Source organism: Hymenobacter lutimineralis (assembly GCF_008271285.1).
GTDB lineage: Bacteria > Bacteroidota > Bacteroidia > Cytophagales > Hymenobacteraceae > Hymenobacter > Hymenobacter lutimineralis.
Map to the genome: position 1 here is coordinate 195,171 of NZ_VTHL01000003.1, position 13,531 is coordinate 208,701.

At 61.0% G+C, this 13,531-nt stretch carries 18 protein-coding genes; 10 read left to right on the forward strand and 8 right to left on the reverse strand.

Features of this window, described 5'->3' with window-relative positions; translation table 11 throughout:
- Positions 1-75: 75 nt before the first annotated feature.
- The gene (locus FY528_RS04800) at positions 76-489 is read right to left on the reverse strand and encodes a hypothetical protein (RefSeq protein WP_149069858.1); all 414 of its coding nucleotides are present in this window, start codon (positions 487-489) and stop codon (positions 76-78) included.
- Between the two features lie 61 nt (positions 490-550).
- Positions 551-982 carry a hypothetical protein gene (locus tag FY528_RS04805; RefSeq protein ID WP_149069859.1) on the reverse strand — a complete coding sequence of 144 codons (432 nt, stop codon included), beginning with the start codon at positions 980-982 and terminating at the stop codon, positions 551-553.
- A 644-nt stretch (positions 983-1,626) separates the two neighbouring features.
- Here FY528_RS04805 and FY528_RS04810 point away from each other — a divergent pair.
- From FY528_RS04810 to FY528_RS04820, 3 genes are all read left to right on the forward strand, one after another.
- Positions 1,627-2,157, forward strand: a complete 531-nt coding sequence (locus FY528_RS04810; protein ID WP_149069860.1) for a thermonuclease family protein — start codon at positions 1,627-1,629, stop codon at positions 2,155-2,157.
- A gap of 52 nt (positions 2,158-2,209) precedes the next feature.
- On the forward strand, positions 2,210-2,851 hold the full coding sequence (locus FY528_RS04815) for a DUF6266 family protein (protein ID WP_149069861.1): 642 nt from the start codon (positions 2,210-2,212) through the stop codon (positions 2,849-2,851).
- A gap of 190 nt (positions 2,852-3,041) precedes the next feature.
- Complete coding sequence (locus FY528_RS04820; protein ID WP_149069862.1) at positions 3,042-3,392, forward strand: hypothetical protein; 351 nt, start codon at positions 3,042-3,044, stop codon at positions 3,390-3,392.
- Positions 3,393-3,533: 141 nt separating this feature from the next.
- Here the strand turns inward: FY528_RS04820 and FY528_RS04825 are convergent, their stop codons facing one another.
- From FY528_RS04825 to FY528_RS04850, 6 genes are all read right to left on the reverse strand, one after another.
- The gene (locus FY528_RS04825) at positions 3,534-4,250 is read right to left on the reverse strand and encodes a PD-(D/E)XK nuclease-like domain-containing protein (RefSeq protein ID WP_149069863.1); all 717 of its coding nucleotides are present in this window, start codon (positions 4,248-4,250) and stop codon (positions 3,534-3,536) included.
- Positions 4,251-4,359: 109 nt separating this feature from the next.
- A complete protein-coding gene (locus FY528_RS04830; RefSeq protein WP_187632008.1) occupies positions 4,360-5,064 on the reverse strand; it encodes a hypothetical protein in 705 nt (234 codons plus the stop codon).
- Between the two features lie 59 nt (positions 5,065-5,123).
- Positions 5,124-5,432: a DUF3846 domain-containing protein gene (locus tag FY528_RS04835; RefSeq protein ID WP_262383904.1), complete on the reverse strand. Its 309-nt coding sequence runs from the start codon at positions 5,430-5,432 to the stop codon at positions 5,124-5,126.
- A 51-nt stretch (positions 5,433-5,483) separates the two neighbouring features.
- Positions 5,484-5,666, reverse strand: coding sequence for a SymE family type I addiction module toxin (locus tag FY528_RS04840; RefSeq protein ID WP_262383905.1), 183 nt, complete (start codon positions 5,664-5,666; stop codon positions 5,484-5,486).
- A 50-nt stretch (positions 5,667-5,716) separates the two neighbouring features.
- Positions 5,717-6,217 (reverse strand): hypothetical protein, encoded by a 501-nt coding sequence (locus FY528_RS04845; RefSeq protein WP_149069865.1) that lies wholly within the window; start codon positions 6,215-6,217, stop codon positions 5,717-5,719.
- Positions 6,210-6,569, reverse strand: coding sequence for a hypothetical protein (locus FY528_RS04850; protein WP_149069866.1), 360 nt, complete (start codon positions 6,567-6,569; stop codon positions 6,210-6,212). The genes FY528_RS04845 and FY528_RS04850 overlap by 8 nt, the downstream gene beginning before the upstream one ends.
- Before the next feature lie 179 nt (positions 6,570-6,748).
- Here FY528_RS04850 and FY528_RS04855 point away from each other — a divergent pair, with 179 nt between their 5' ends.
- From FY528_RS04855 to FY528_RS04885, 7 genes are all read left to right on the forward strand, one after another.
- Positions 6,749-7,174: an SLOG family protein gene (locus FY528_RS04855; protein WP_262383906.1), complete on the forward strand. Its 426-nt coding sequence runs from the start codon at positions 6,749-6,751 to the stop codon at positions 7,172-7,174.
- Positions 7,175-8,165: 991 nt separating this feature from the next.
- Positions 8,166-8,660 carry a M15 family metallopeptidase gene (locus tag FY528_RS04860; RefSeq protein ID WP_149069867.1) on the forward strand — a complete coding sequence of 165 codons (495 nt, stop codon included), beginning with the start codon at positions 8,166-8,168 and terminating at the stop codon, positions 8,658-8,660.
- Positions 8,661-8,664: 4 nt separating this feature from the next.
- Positions 8,665-9,114, forward strand: a complete 450-nt coding sequence (locus FY528_RS04865) for a hypothetical protein (protein ID WP_262383907.1) — start codon at positions 8,665-8,667, stop codon at positions 9,112-9,114.
- A gap of 27 nt (positions 9,115-9,141) precedes the next feature.
- Positions 9,142-9,423, forward strand: coding sequence for a hypothetical protein (locus tag FY528_RS04870; protein WP_149069868.1), 282 nt, complete (start codon positions 9,142-9,144; stop codon positions 9,421-9,423).
- Positions 9,424-9,565: 142 nt separating this feature from the next.
- Positions 9,566-10,921, forward strand: coding sequence for a tetratricopeptide repeat protein (locus tag FY528_RS04875; protein ID WP_149069869.1), 1,356 nt, complete (start codon positions 9,566-9,568; stop codon positions 10,919-10,921).
- Between the two features lie 20 nt (positions 10,922-10,941).
- Positions 10,942-12,345 carry a phospholipase D-like domain-containing protein gene (locus tag FY528_RS04880; RefSeq protein WP_262383908.1) on the forward strand — a complete coding sequence of 468 codons (1,404 nt, stop codon included), beginning with the start codon at positions 10,942-10,944 and terminating at the stop codon, positions 12,343-12,345.
- 44 nt (positions 12,346-12,389) lie between these two features.
- Complete coding sequence (locus FY528_RS04885; RefSeq protein ID WP_149069871.1) at positions 12,390-13,022, forward strand: hypothetical protein; 633 nt, start codon at positions 12,390-12,392, stop codon at positions 13,020-13,022.
- Positions 13,023-13,531: the final 509 nt, after the last annotated feature.

Genomic DNA, 13,531 nt, shown 5'->3' on the forward strand with positions numbered 1-13,531 from the left:
GGCAGGCATTGCCTGACCCGGTACTTTCTTTTACGCTTGGGCTCGTGAGCCGGCTGGAATACCTGGGCTGTCGGGTTAGGCCACCTGCAGCTCTTCTTCGCGGTAGCAGTCCCAGAAGCCGTCGTTGAGGCGGTAGACGTTTACGCGCTGCACCCAGCCGGTTTCGGGGCTACGCTCTTTAAGCTGCCCGCGCCATACAACGGTGTGCGGCTGAGCCTGGGTGGCCGGCTGCACGGGTTGGCCCAGGTCGTAGGCGAAGGTGTCGAGCTTCCGATGAACCGGCGGGGCCTGCTGCGTTGCACTGGGTGACGCATCGCAGGCTTCCTCGTGCCAAGCCAGTAAGTCGCCGCAGGTGGGGCACAGGGTCGCCTCGGCGTCGCTATCTTCTGGCAGATCGGCCTCGGGTATCTCGCCAGACAAGTCTGTTTCGGGGATGAGTTGGGCGTCCGTAACGGTAGTTGAGAGACGCGGCTTGCGAGTGGTTGCCATGGCTGATTTAGCTAAATGGGTCAGCTAAAATACAGCCTGCCAACTTTTTTAGCAAATCAGACTATAAATCCCGGGTTTGTACGGCGCACGTTCCACTGGTGCCGGAAGTGCCATCCAAGTAGCAGGCAGCTTCTGTTTTTCCGTTGACCAGGATGGCCGCGCTTACATAGGCATTGATGATCTGGCCTAGTCCCTGCATTTCCACCACTACCCTATCATTCTTTCCAAAATTGCCAAGCTCATAGGTTTTGGAAAAGGAAGTCAGGAAGATTTCCTCATAGCCTGGCCCGGCCCTTTCTTTGTCTTTGCCAGCTTCAACGTCATAGGTTGAAGTAACGACAGCACGTACTTTATCCACGTTATGGCCATAAACGACTACCTGAACACTGTATATCGGCTCGGCGGCCTCTTCCTCGTCATCGTCGCTACAGCCGGAAACGAGGGTCGCCAGGGGTAGCAGCAGAAATAGCAGGTAGGCAGATAGTCTTTTCATAGACCCTAAGCTACGGGAAAGCTCCTGGCATCTTCAGAACTTTACGCCAGTTCCTCCCTAGGCGGTAACCCTATTCTCTACGTGGATGACATGAACAAGCTCACCAGTACTTGGCTTGCGGTTTTGCTGCTGAGTTTTCTGCCGGCTAGCACCTATGCTTCGGGGAGTGTAGTAGAGGTATTCAACCGCCTGCTTTGGGACTTGCGGCCGCTCTTCCTGGGCGGGCTGGTGGGGATTGGGGTGTGCTGGGTGTTGTTCAGGATAATCAGCAGAAGCAGCAGCCAACAGCGGAAGTAACTGCCTACTTCTCATCCGCCCAATGACCAGACCGTGGCTAGCGGCCGGGGCAGCTAACGCACCACGGTGGATGCTATCGAGTCGGCCACGGGCACAACCCGCTGTCGGCCGTGGCATCTCCAGTTAGGAGCACCGTCGAGTCGCGGGTGGACTTGGGGCCAAGGAAGTAAGGCCAGCATACCCTGAAGAAAGCCTCTCCACACCGGAGGGGCTTTTTGTTGCCCGGGACTTCAGGGCTCCTGCTGCCTCTTACGCACTACTACTGGTGACTTAGCAGGCCGATATAAACCTACATCAAAATAGGCAATAAAGTATTTTTTGATGTAAATTATTTACATATTTGAGGCATGAATACACTCGAATTATCATTTTGGTGTATAGCTCTAGTACTTCCTTACCAGCTTGCTGCTCAGAACGAATGGGCGCGGGTAGTGCGGGTGGTGGATGGGGATACCTACGAACTGCGGGCTGGGGGCCGGAACGTGCGGGTGCGGCTGCTTGGCGCGGATGCGCCGGAGCTGAAGCAGCCGGGTGGCCTGCTGGCGGCGGATAGTGTGCGGCGCCTGCTACGGGGCCGGGCCATTCGGGTGCAGCGCGGTGGGGCCGACCTGTACGGCCGGCAGCTGGGGCGCCTGGGCGTGGAGCTGGCAGCAGGAGGGCCGGTGCTGGCGCTGGACAGCGTGCTGGTGGTGCGGGGCTGGGCCTGGGCCTACGACCCCAACCACACGGTGGCGGGGCGGGCGGCGCAGCAGCAACAGGCCCAGGCGGCCGGGCGCGGCCTGTGGCGCTGCGGCACCCTGGGGCCGGTGGAGCCAGCACGCTGGCGCCGCATGAACAAGCTAACGAAGCTGCGGAACTGGGTTAGCTGCCCCTGGTGACGCGAAACGGCAAGAAAGGCAGCACTTTTTTCACCTCTTACCTTTTTCACGCATGGCAACTATTTACAGCCCGCTGGGGGACATTTCCGGCTCGGTGGGCAACCTGACGTTCTCAAAGCGGAACGGGCAGAACGTGTTGGGGCAGAAAATTGCGACCAACACCAGTAACACCCCGGCCCAGCAGGAGACGCGGGCCAAATTCTCGCTGCTGTCTTCGCTCTACAAGCGGATGGCTGCGGCCGTACTCCTGGGTCTGAAAGCCTCGGGGGGTGCCTCGGGCTACAACCAGTTTATGGCTAACAACTTTGACTTCGTGAGCGTGGACGCGCAGATGAACGCCACGGCCGACTACACGAAGCTGGAGCTATCGGAAGGGGCCGTGCTGGAAGTGGCCGGTCTGAAAGGCGTGAAGGCCACGGCTGCGGCCGACACGGTGACTGTGAGCTGGACCAACAACACCAATGGCAACTCGGCCCTGGGCACGGACCTGGTGAACGTGGTGCTGGTGAAGAAAACCACCGGGGAGGTTATTATGAGCCTGGGGGCGAAAGCGCGCAGCGCCTCGCCCCTGGCCGTTCAGGATGCGCGCCTGGCGGGCGTGGCCACGGCTGATGTGCAGGTGCTGGCCTTCGCCCAGCGCGCCGACGGCAGCGACGCCAGCCCCACGACCCGTATTGTGGCCTCGGTGTCGTAAGCCGGCGGAGGCAGGAAAGCCCTGGGCCGTCTGGCCTGGGGCTTTTTTGTGTTTAACCGGGAACAGGCAGCGGGCGACACTTAGGGGAAACCTAGGAGGAGGCTAGGAGACACATAGGACCCGCCGCGTTGGCCGGACCAGTCCGGTCTATTGCATATTTTCAATTTTTCATTCTTTTCTTTTTTGCTGTATGGCAACGCTCACCCCTTACCAGAAACAATACCGGACGCGCATGAGGCGGGCCATTCGGATGCGGGCCACCGCTGACCGGCGCGCCCGGCGCTACGCGCAGCTGCTGGCCGATAGCATCGGGGACGCCGAGGATGCGGCTACGCAGATGAATGAGCTGAACGCTCTCTATGGTATAGATGTAAGTCCGTTTACGCTGCTTACGAAGGCCCTGCACGCCGACAGCGGGCAGGAGCGGCTGGTAGACCAACTGGCCCAGTACGCGCCGGGTGAGGAGGTATTGCTGTTCAATCAGGTGCCGGACGGCAACGGCGGGCAGCCGCTGCCGCCGAATCCGATTTTTGGCGAGTAGTACGGACTCGCATCAATAACCACGGCCCGACTCCTACGGTAGGAGTCGGGCCGTTGCGTTGGGGAGAGTAGTTGTCGCCCAACCTCGCCGCCGGTGCTGCTGCTGGAGCAACGCCAGGGCGGGCGGGGGTGGCCATGGCGGCTAAATCTCTACTACCTGCTTGCACTCCAACAGATGGGGCGGGCAGTCTTGGCGGGCCCACTTGTGCAGGCCCTGCGCATACTTCTCGGCGTAGGCCCTGAGCAGCCGACAATACTTTTTGCGGCCCTGCTCCATGCTGTGATTGTCGGCCGACAGCTCCACCAGCCAGATATCATGCGGGGCTTTCTTCTGGACGCCGATAAACAGGAAGCGGTCGGCCTGGAGTACGTCGGAGTAGAAAGCGGCTTGGCGGTCGTAGTCGTATTGCTCGATGGTGCCCACGAACTGGGCGTAGTCGCGGCAGCTAGTGGTTTTGAAATCGACTAGGACGCGGCGGCCCAGGCGGGGCGTAACCACGAGCAGGTCGGGACGGATTTTGACGGTGAGGCCGGTTTCCTCGTGCACGGCGGTATGGGTCAGCTCGGCGGTGCCGCGGTAGAGCAGGTCGCGGCAGTAGCGTTGGCGGCGCACGGCGGCGGCCAGCGTATCGAGCAACCGTAATTGCGCCGGTGGCAGCTCCTGGGGCGCGTGGTAGCGGTCGGGCTCCAGTACGGCTTCGTGGAAAGCGGAACCGAAGATGAGGGCCTGGGGGTTGCCGGTGCGCGTGAGGCCTAGCAACTCATTTTTGAGGTTACTCAGGTCGGTATTACTGACGAACGGGAGGGCGCGGTGGTCGGGCTGGGTGAGGCCGGGGTGAGTGGTGACAGAGTGAAACATGGGTTGGTAGGGCTTAGGAGCTCAGGAATTAGAAACAGCTATGGTTACCCAGGTGGCCCCCCACTCGCTTGATGCGCGACATCCTACTGCGGGTCGGGGGCCGGGAGGGTTAGGCAGTGACAGCAGCAGCTTCGGCGGCCGGGGCGGCTTCGAGCTGGGCAGGTTGTTGCTCGGCATGGTAGCGGGCGGGGAGGCGGTAGCCCTGGGTAATGCGGCGCTCCTCGGTACCGGTGAGGGTTTCCTCGCGGTAGAGGTCGAAATCCTGGGCAAACTCCTGACGGGCCTGCACCTCGGCCGGGTTGGCGGGCTGGTAGCTGAACTCCACGATGTAGTAGGTGGCGGGCTTCCCGTCCTTCTCGGTCTGCTTCTTGGTAGGCGTGCATGTCAGGACTACATCGGTCAGGTTCAGGTCGTCATAGAACAGCGCGGCGTTGAGCTTCTGCAGGTTTTCGACGCTGTAGCCGTGAAAGAGCACGGCGCACACGGCGCCGGACTCGTCCACGAAGAACAACTCGGCCCAGATCTTTTTTCCCATGTTCAGGATGCTGTCGGAGAAGATGCGCAGGGCCATCGGAATGAAGCTGATGGATTTGCCGAGTACCTTCTCGCCGCCGACGTTGAACACCCCGGCTTTGAGGTCGGCGCGGATTTGCTTGGGATGGCCGGGCAGATAGCGGAAGCGGCTAGTTTCGGCGACTTCGCCGGTATCCTCGTCCACGGTGGCGGTCAGGTAAGCGCGGGTGGGTATGGGGGCAGCGGCCGGGGCGGCGGGAGCTGCAACAGCAGCGGAAGCAGTGGCGGGTTGTTTTGCCATGGGGGTAGTTGGCTGGAAGAAAATGGTGGGGCCGCTTGTCGGCGCGGCCCCGGTGGCCGTTAGCGGAATTGTTTGTCGTGGCAAAGGATGGCGCGGCCTACAATGGAATCGACGCCGCGGGCGGCGGGCTGGTGATGGTACCACAGGTAGGTGGCCAGCAGATTCAGGTAGCAGGGAGTGCGGAACTTACCTTCGTCGTCGATGATGAGAATCAGCTCATCGGTGAGGCGTACCACGTCCACCGTGCGGCAGTCGAGCAGCTGGTATAGCTCAGTCAGCCGGAAGCTGCGGCCGTTGCGGGGGGTGATGGGTTGGGGCTCGGCGCTGTGCGGGTTGAGCAGATGAGGCTGGTAAGTGGTAGCGGGCATAGCAGCGGGCAGTAGTGGCCCGCGCCAACGGGGCGCGGGCCAGTGGCTGAATCAGTTGGCGGTGATGATGAGGCGGCCGGCTTCGACCTGTACCAGGGCGGTAGCGCCGGGCGCGAAGCCGGCGGCGGTGAGCCAATCCCCCTGCAGGCGCAGTGAGGAGGTGACGGCCAGCGTAGGGTGCAGGCGCTTGTAATGGGGGGCCACCTTGAGGCGGCGGGGCATAGTGGCGGGCATGATGGGGGAAGTAATGGCCCGCGCCAGCGCGGCGCGGGCCGGTGGCTGGATTATTTCAAGTCCCAGGGGTGCGGGTGGTACTCGGCGGAGGCGGGCGACAGGCCGTAGTGGTCGGCGGGGCGCAGGCGCACGGCGCGCACGGTGTAGTTGAGCGTATCGGCGGCCTCCTGGGCGGCTTCCTCGGTGGGGTAGCACGTGCCGGCCGGGTGGGCCTGCTGCTGGTAGCAGTGGCCGCCCTGGGGCTGCTCGCGCAACAGCCCCCACCCGCCGAAGGCACCGGCCGGGGCCGGGTGCCACGGGGCGCGGGGCGCCCACAAGGGGGCGCCGGCGCTGGTGTAGCAGACCAAGCCAGCGGCGGCCAGCTCCTGCAGCTCCTCCCCGCACTGCTCCCGGCCCATGCCGGCGCGCAGGGCAAGAAACGACAGGCCCACGGCGCGGCCGTGGTGGGCGCGGCACACACCCAGCAGACGGAGGGCTACAGCACCCAGCGGAGCGGCCGAAGCCGCCCCCGGTGCGGGAGCGGCCTGGGCGGTGAGTGAGGCACTACGCATGGCGCAGGGAGGCGCAACGGTGACGACGGGCGCGGCAGGCGAAGCCGGGGCGGGTGAGCTGCACCCCGCACAGGGCGGCGGCAGTGCGGGCAATGGCGCGCTGGGCGTGGTGGCGGCAGACCGGGACACCGGCAGCAGCGGCAGCGGCCACGGCGGCGGCTACCGCCTGGAATGGGCACGTACTGCAGAGCGGTGAGAGGAACACGGCCCCGCCACTGGTATAGGAAACCGTGTAGTAGGTGATAAGGTGGCCGCTGAACAGCTGGCAGGTGCTAATGGTGGCCTGCACAATAGAAGCCGGACCCGCCCAAGCGGCGGCGGCAAGCTGCGAGAACTGCAAAGGAGTAAGCATAGCCTGTAAGTGGTAGGCGTGGAGGGCGCGGCCGTGGCCTTTGGCAGCGCGGGCGCCGGGGGCCTCTCCCCCGACTTCTTACCAAATATACGCATTTTGATGTAAATATATACACTATAACAGGAAAATAATTACCCAAATTATACATCGAAAAAGGAATAGAATACATATATTACAGTATGAGAAAGATGCAAAACAACACCCTGAAACACACTGTGTATTGCGTGGCGGTAGTAGGCAGCCGCACCCTGACGAACTGCCCGGCCCTGCTGGCCTGCCTGGAGCAGCTGCACGAAGCCGGGCAGCTGGGGCAGCTGGTGAGCGGCGGGGCGGTGGGCGTGGATGCCCTGGCGGCGGCCTGGGCACGCGCCCATGGCGTGGACCTGGTGGAGCTGCGGCCGGACTACGCCCGCCACGGAGCCAGCGCGCCCCATGTGCGCAACGCTGAAATAGTGCGCCGGGCCGGGCTGGTGCTGGTGTGCTGGGACGGAGTGAGCCGGGGTGCCCTGAGCGCGGCCCGCGCTGCTGCACGGCTGGGCCGCCGCTGTGAGTGGCTGGTGGAGCCGGCACCCAGTGCGCGGCTGGTGGGTGGCCTGGGACTGTGAGGCCCGCCGCTGCCGGTGGTGGCCACTACTGCCGCTGCTGGTGCGGGCAGCTGAGCAGGTAACGCAAAACAGGCCCACCACGGCCCGCACCCCGCCGCCTCTACCTACCTGCCGCCCGCAGCCTGAACGTACAACCTGGGCCACGTCTGACGCTGGGGCGGCCCCTGGCGGGCGCGGCCGACCTGCCACCACTACCAGCCCGGGGGTCTGGGGGCCGCTCCCAGAAAAACAACCGCCCACAGGGCACTTTATGAGGCCCCGCCGCTGCAAGCCGCTCGGAGTCGCCGTAGCTGCTGGGCTGCTGGGCCGAGGCAAGCCAGAGCGGAGAGGAGGCTAAAAGGCCGCAGCAGTGAGGGGGAAAAAAGCCTGACACGCTCAGCGGCCGGGCGCGAAGCCCTACAGGTTGAAGCTGTGCTTTGGGAGTGGGGAGCCGCCAATGGCCGCAGCAAGCCGCCGCAGCTGCTTTTGCGGGTGGGAAGCGGCCAGGACGCCCGCTTGGGAGGTGGCGACCAGCGGAAGCCGGCAACCTTAGCTACGCTGACCTTCGGTTGCGGATAGGCGCCCTGAGCCGGTGCGGGGGGGCTGGCGTTTGGGGATAGGTGAGGATACGGTGGGCAGAGGCTGGCCGACCGGAGGGAGGCGGGCCGGGGCGGAGGGGTGCGGTAGCGGAGGCCGGGGCCTTTTTCTGGCCCTGGGCCGGAGCGTAGAACGATGGGCAGCTGCAGCAACAGGCAGAAGCTGGAGGATACGCTAAGGATGGGAAGGGCCGAGCGGGCGCGTCGCGGGGGCTACCGTTGGGGCTGGGTGTGTCGTCGGGCATCGGCCCGGCCGGGTGCGGAGCACCGGAGCGGAGACGGAGTCCTGGACAGCCTGGGCCGAAGGCAGCGCCCTGCAAAGTACAAATTCAAGAATACTCGACTCGTGAAACTGCATATTACATTTTGATGTAAATTCTGCAACTTTACGGACCAAAATTCTATCAAAATACACGATGAGCCGCACTACCTCTACCCTCCCGCCCAAACAGCCGCCGACGCTGACGCCAAAGCAGGTAGCTACGCAAGTCTTGCGGCTGGCTCAGGCCGTGCCGCACCTAGCGGCGGCCTACACGCAGGCGCTGGCGCGGTGGCTGGGAGACCCGGTACTGCGGCTGGCGGGGCGGCCCATCATTACGGAGTGCTACCGGAGCCCGGAGCGGCAGAATGAGTTGTATGCGCAGGGACGCACGAAGCCGGGGCCGGTGGTGACGTACAAGCGCGGGGGCGAATCGAACCACAACCAGGGACCTCCTACCCCGGCCCTGGACGTGGCCTTTCTGCTGGCGGATGGGTCGGTGTCGTGGTCGGGGCTGCTGCTCTCGAAGTTTGCGCGCCTGATGAAGTATGCCGATGCGCGGGTACGGTGGGGCGGGGACTGGGTGCGGTTCAAAGACCGGCCGCACTTTGAGGTACCAACTACGAAGAAGGGAGGTGTGGGGCGTGGCTAATCCGGTGCTGGAACATTGGGGCGTGGTGACGTCGGTGGTGTGCGGTGGCGTGGCGGTGCTGCTGTACTTCGTGAAGAGCTGGCGGGATGTGGAGACACTGAAAACGGCCTGCCAGACGCAGCAGCAGCGGGCCGAGACGCTGACGCTGAAGGTGGACCAGTTTCACGTGGACGCGGTGGCGCGGGAAAGCAAGCTGCGGGAGGAAGTGAAGCTACACCTGGAGCAGGTGCGCACGGAGGGCCTGCAGCACCGCTCAGAGCTGCGCAAGGAAATGGTGGACCTGGTGATGAAGCTGACCGAGAAGCTGAGCCACATCGACAAGACGATGGCGCTGGTGGAGCAGATGACCAAGATGCTGACGGAGGCCAGCAAGGACCAGCACGAACGGAATAAATGGGCCGACCGGATACTGGCGCGGCTGGATAACACGAACGGGCCCCACGCGGGAGCCTGATGATGAACCTATAACTTGTTTACTGCAATGGAAACGAAGAAAATGAGCTTGCTGGACCGGGTGACGCTACCCACCCCCCGGTTCTTTCGGAAGGTGCGCACCATCGGGGCAGCGCTGGCGGCGGTGGGCGGCGTCATTGCCACGGCACCGGTGGCATTGCCGGCGGCCGTGGTGGCGCTGGGCGGGTACCTGGTGCTGGCCGGCAGCATAGCGGCGGCGGTATCCTCGGTGGCGGTGGAGCCGGGGGCGCAAGAGGCAGCGGCGCAGGAGCGGCGGGAGTTAGGCGGGTCTTCGGGACAGACGTTGTAGAGAGTAACGAAAGAGGCTAAATGAAACAGCCCCGACCTCACCGGTTGGGGCTGTTTTGGTTGGGTGGTATTGCTGCTGGCTTGACCGAAACTTGCCGTATCTTGGACAGCTTAATCTTCCGGCTAGCATTGTATCATTATCTATGGCTGACGAGCATTCCACGCCTGCACATTCGGACGCCTTGGCTTTTGGGCTGGTAAAACAGCCCACCTCGTTGGCCGTTGCGAACCGCGTTACCACTACCCTGCTGCTTACGCGCCGAGTAGTGGAAGAAAGCTCGGCCGGATACTGGTATGAAAAAGGCCAGCAACACGCGGAACTAGAGCAGTGGCCGGAAGCCGTGTACTGTTGGCGCCAATGCACGGAGCGGGAGCCCACACATTGGCGGGCCTTAATACGCATGGCCAGGGGGCTCGCACAATTGGATAAGCCTGAGCTGGCGGCTCAAGCCTTGCAACAGGCTTTCGGCAGTGATTATCCTGGGTGGAACGAGTTTTCCGGACAACTCCAGCCAGACGAGTGGCTGCTGTTGCGTAGTAATTTGGAAGCAATGAAAAACAGTACCCAAGAGGGCTACATCTTGTTGTTCGGGCTGACCCTGGTATTCCGAGCGTTAAAACAAAATGAGCATGCCCGGCGCACCTTGGACGTTATGCAGTTCATTTACGAGTCGCAGGTGCAGTCTTCAGCGCAATGGAATTACCTATCTGGGTGTATATGGTGTGATGCTAGACAATGGGACAAGGCGATAAATGATTACTCCCAATCTATTAGCTTAAACAACAATTATTATCAATCATTTTTACACCGCGGATGGACTAAATTCACTCAAAATTACTATAGTGAAGCAATTGCTGACTACGACCAAGTTATTGCTATTAAACCTAAATACGCTGCTGCCTATTTTAACCGAGGCTACGTAAAATTCATACAGAAGGAATACGATGCGTCTATAGCTGATTATGACTATGCTATTAAGCTGAGTCCAAAATATGCTACTGCATATAATTATCGGGGACTAGCTAAGCACGATCAAGGCAAATTTGAAGAAGCATTAGCAGATTACAATTTGTCCATTGATATTCAGCCTATGGCTTCTTCATACTATCATCGTGGTAACAGCAAACTGGCGCTCAGTGATTTTATTGGTGCTTTATCAGATTATGACGAAGCTCTTAGTTTGGACCCGAAATTTTATCAAGCTTACAATAATAGAGGTATAGCCAAGTCTAATATAGAAGACTTTATAGGTGCAGTGGCTGATTATGACCGAGCTATTGAAATTAACTCAATAACTGAGCAATTATACAACAACCGGGGCACAGCTAAGCTTGATTTAGAAGAATTTTATGGCGCTTTGAGTGATTTTAATTACGCTTTAAAATTAAATCCTCAATATGTTAAAGCTCTTAACAATAGAGCTAGAGCGAAGGAGAATATAGGAGACTTAACTGGGGCAGTAGAAGACCGAGAGTCGGCTTCGAAATTCAATAATTGAACAAATACTTTTGTTTAACTGTGGAAACTGAGGCGTACTTTTCAGGAATTCAAGAGATAATACGCCGCGAAATAGGATTGACTAAATACTCCGTTCACGTGGCAGTGGCGTGGTTTACTGACCCGGTGCTATTTGCGGCGCTGCTGGAGCGGCAGCGGGCGGGCGTGGCGGTGGCGCTGTGCGTAACCCAGGATGAGAAGAACATCAACTTTCAGCCATATGGCCTGCCCTTCGGGGATTTGGAGGCCGCCGGGGGGCGCGTGTGGGTGGTGGAAGACCGGCTTATGCACCATAAATTCTGCGTGCTGGACGGGCGGGACGTGCTGACTGGTTCTTACAACTGGACGCGGAAGGCCGCGCAGAGCAACGAGGAAAACATCGTACTGACGACCGGCGACCCGGAGTTGGCCCACCACTTCCTGCGGGAGTTCCGGCGGTTGACGGGGCAAACGGAAGCAGCCGCGGGCGACCCGGCCGTGGGGCGGGTGCTGAAGCGGCTGGGCGTGATAAAGACGCTGCTGGCCCTGCACGAAACCGAAGATCTGCCGAAGCACATCGGGCGGCTGGAAGCCGAGGGAGTAGCGGATAGCCGACTAGCGGCGCTGCTGGCGGCCCTGCAGAACCAGCGCTACGCGGAGGCCATGCAGCAGTTGGAGGCATTCGTGGCGGCCTACGCGCAGGTGCGCGTGTGGGAAGACCCTCTCCTGCCAGCGCTGCAGCTGGAAATACGGCTGCTGGAAGCCGAGCTGCTGGCGCTGGAAGCGGAGCGCTCTGAGCTGAGCCGGGTGCTGCTGAACTTTGAGCTGTGGCAGCAGCGGGAGTTAGGGGAGCTGCTGCAGGAAGTGCTGGGGCTACGTCGTGACGTGGCCCGCTTTCACCGGCAGGAGTCGAGCTACTCGGAAAGCGAGTATCAGGAGGCGAAGCGCCGTTACGAGCAGCAGGCCCAAGACCGGGAAACGGCCGAAAAAGTTGCGGAACAGACGTTCGCGCTGGATGAGCTTGGTCGGGCTTCACTGAAAAAGCTCTACCGGGATGCTGCGCAGCTGTGCCACCCCGACCGGGTGGCGGCCCAGTTTCAGGAAGCTGCTACGGCGCTGTTTCAGGAAGTGCAGAATGCCTACCAGCGGCAAGACCTCGCAAGCCTGCAGGCCCTACTGGTGAACCTGCGGCGGGGCGTGTTTACGGCTGCCACCACGGCCCTGACCTCGGTGCAGGTGCTGCGGGAACGGCGCGACGCCATGGCGGCCAAGCACGCGGAGTTGCTGCAGGAGCTGGCGGAGCTACGGGCCTCGGAAGCTTACGCCCTGGCGCAGGAGGACGAAACCGTCCGGGAGGAATACCTCCACACCAACCGGGCTGCCCTGGAGGCGGAACGGGAGCGGCTGGCGGCCCGCTTGGAGCAGCTGCTTGCGCAAACGGAGTAACTTGTAATTTGACTCAATAGTCAACTCAGCAAGGATATTGGGCTATGAAGCGCAGGTACCAGAAAGCAGCAGAGCCAGCTTCGCTGAAAGCGACAGATATCCTGTACAGCTTGACACGAAGTGCGGCAGTGCTCAGACGGCTGCAGACACTAGAGGGGAAACCCTATTCTGCCCTGGCCAGGGCTTTACTGCCTTGGGTGGGTTCTGAAAAGCGGCCAACCGCTAAGCTGCTGCAACAGCAGTTAGGCGTGAGTGCGGGTGTATTGGGGCGGTGGCTACAGCTCTGCTACGCTGACCTCCTGGCACTTCTGGAAACTGATGCCAGCGTGCTGTCGGCCGGGCCTGTAGAGCACTGGCTGTATGTGCATGGTCAACGCAGAACGGTAGAGGTGCGGTGCCGGCTACCGGTAACGCCACGTCTGCACGAACAGGTGGAACTACCGCTTATAGCGGCGGAAGCGGGTAACAGCCAGTTTTATGTGCAAACCATTACCTATGAACTGGTGAACGATCAGCTAGTGGTGCATATAGCCCTCAAGCCGGGTTACTATAATGCCTATGTTGAAAGGTTGTTGGAGCGCGCCCTTTTTGAAGAAGAACTCAGCATACACGAGCTACTGGACCTATCGCGCTATCAATTAGAAGACCGGCTTCGGGAGCTATATCCCAGAGGGTGACGTGGGGCTATGGGCTTCGGTTGCTTAACCTAAGCAGGAGACGCAGTCGTTAGGCAGCCTGTAGGTTTGTTTCGTAGTAGCAGTCCCAATAGCCGTTGTTGAGGCGGTAGACGTTGACGCGGTGGACCAGACCAGTGCGAGGGGGCGGGGCTTTAAGCTGGCCAGGGGGCGGGTTGGGCGCCGGTTACAGCCGTGACGGAAAGGTTGGTTGTTTTATAAGCAGAACGCCAGACTTGCCTCATTGTATTGTGGTGGGTGAGTCGTCTGAGGAAGCGGGCAATATGCCCAGGTGGGCGCGCTTGACTTTCGGTAGCCGGACAGTATCTTGTATGATTGCACCGCCCTATCTTAAGGGGAGCCGAAAAAGGAAACGGGGTCACCGCCTATCCCTAAATGCGGTGCCTCAGCATCGACGTTGCGAGTGAGAATTTGTGCCCCGTTTCCCGTTTTTGCCTGAAGACTGAACAGTATGGAGGGAGCCTGGTGCTACTGGCATCCCGCATTTGTAC

What these genes read in the sequence shown, in the direction of transcription:
- FY528_RS04850 (WP_149069866.1), bottom strand. Translation starts at nt 6,569, where the DNA reads ATGCTTACTCCTTTGCAGTTCTCGCAGCTTGCCGCCGCCGCTTGGGCG.
- FY528_RS04885 (WP_149069871.1), top strand. Translation starts at nt 12,390, where the DNA reads ATGAAGCGCAGGTACCAGAAAGCAGCAGAGCCAGCTTCGCTGAAAGCG.
- FY528_RS04840 (WP_262383905.1), bottom strand. Translation starts at nt 5,666, where the DNA reads ATGCCCGCCACTATGCCCCGCCGCCTCAAGGTGGCCCCCCATTACAAG.
- FY528_RS04830 (WP_187632008.1), bottom strand. Translation starts at nt 5,064, where the DNA reads ATGGCAAAACAACCCGCCACTGCTTCCGCTGCTGTTGCAGCTCCCGCC.
- FY528_RS04825 (WP_149069863.1), bottom strand. Translation starts at nt 4,250, where the DNA reads ATGTTTCACTCTGTCACCACTCACCCCGGCCTCACCCAGCCCGACCAC.
- FY528_RS04805 (WP_149069859.1), bottom strand. Translation starts at nt 982, where the DNA reads ATGAAAAGACTATCTGCCTACCTGCTATTTCTGCTGCTACCCCTGGCG.
- FY528_RS04875 (WP_149069869.1), top strand. Translation starts at nt 9,566, where the DNA reads ATGGCTGACGAGCATTCCACGCCTGCACATTCGGACGCCTTGGCTTTT.
- FY528_RS04845 (WP_149069865.1), bottom strand. Translation starts at nt 6,217, where the DNA reads ATGCGTAGTGCCTCACTCACCGCCCAGGCCGCTCCCGCACCGGGGGCG.
- FY528_RS04835 (WP_262383904.1), bottom strand. Translation starts at nt 5,432, where the DNA reads ATGCCCGCTACCACTTACCAGCCTCATCTGCTCAACCCGCACAGCGCC.
- FY528_RS04810 (WP_149069860.1), top strand. Translation starts at nt 1,627, where the DNA reads ATGAATACACTCGAATTATCATTTTGGTGTATAGCTCTAGTACTTCCT.
- FY528_RS04870 (WP_149069868.1), top strand. Translation starts at nt 9,142, where the DNA reads ATGGAAACGAAGAAAATGAGCTTGCTGGACCGGGTGACGCTACCCACC.
- FY528_RS04855 (WP_262383906.1), top strand. Translation starts at nt 6,749, where the DNA reads ATGAGAAAGATGCAAAACAACACCCTGAAACACACTGTGTATTGCGTG.
- FY528_RS04815 (WP_149069861.1), top strand. Translation starts at nt 2,210, where the DNA reads ATGGCAACTATTTACAGCCCGCTGGGGGACATTTCCGGCTCGGTGGGC.
- FY528_RS04860 (WP_149069867.1), top strand. Translation starts at nt 8,166, where the DNA reads ATGAGCCGCACTACCTCTACCCTCCCGCCCAAACAGCCGCCGACGCTG.
- FY528_RS04800 (WP_149069858.1), bottom strand. Translation starts at nt 489, where the DNA reads ATGGCAACCACTCGCAAGCCGCGTCTCTCAACTACCGTTACGGACGCC.
- FY528_RS04820 (WP_149069862.1), top strand. Translation starts at nt 3,042, where the DNA reads ATGGCAACGCTCACCCCTTACCAGAAACAATACCGGACGCGCATGAGG.